The 806-nt window shown below is 53.3% G+C and carries 1 rRNA gene; it reads left to right on the top strand.

Annotated features, from left to right (window positions below):
• Window positions 1-57: 57 nt before the first annotated feature.
• Window positions 58-806: ribosomal RNA gene (locus tag D3105_RS34195) — 23S ribosomal RNA — on the top strand; the annotation flags it as partial.

Raw genomic sequence — 806 nt, 5'->3', positions numbered from 1 at the left:
CAAAGCAACAATGCTGAATCAAAATCCGGTGCGACTTCGGTCGTACAAGTGATAGCTGGATAAGCTATAAAGAGCACACGGAGGATGCCTAGGCACCAGGAGCCGAAGAAGGACGTGGCGAACAACGATAACGCCTCGGGGAGCCGTAAGCAGGCATTGATCCGGGGATGTCCGAATGGGGGAACCCGCGTGAGGTAATACTCACGTACCATGCAGTGAATACATAGCTGCATAGGAGGCATACGAGGGGAACTGAAACATCTAAGTACCCTCAGGAAAAGAAAACAAAAGTGATTCCGTCAGTAGCGGCGAGCGAAAGCGGATTAGCCCAAACCAAGGAGCTTGCTCCTTGGGGTTGTAGGACGCCGTCATGGGTGCAGCAGGTTAGGCGAACAGGTCTGGAAAGGCCGGCCATAGAGGGTAAAAGCCCCGTAACCAAAAGTCTGCGAACACCCTAGGCGTATCCTGAGTAGGGCGGGACACGTGAAACCCCGTCTGAATCCGGCAGGACCATCTGCCAAGGCTAAATACTCCCTGGTGACCGATAGTGAAGCAGTACCGTGAGGGAAAGGTGAAAAGAACCGCGGGAGCGGAGTGAAAAAGAACCTGAAACCGTGTGCTTACAAGAAGTCAGAGCCCGTTAACGGGTGATGGCGTGCCTTTTGTAGAATGAACCGGCGAGTTACGTTTGCAAGCAAGGTTAAGGTGAGAAGCCGTAGCCGCAGCGAAAGCGAGTCTGAATAGGGCGAAATAGTTTGTAGGCGTAGACCCGAAACCGTGTGATCTACCCCTGTCCAGGGTGAAGG

Origin of the sequence: Streptomyces globisporus (assembly GCF_003501885.1) — a bacterium.
Lineage (GTDB): Bacteria > Actinomycetota > Actinomycetes > Streptomycetales > Streptomycetaceae > Streptomyces > Streptomyces globisporus_D.
This window is presented reverse-complemented; position numbering and strand designations above follow the sequence as displayed.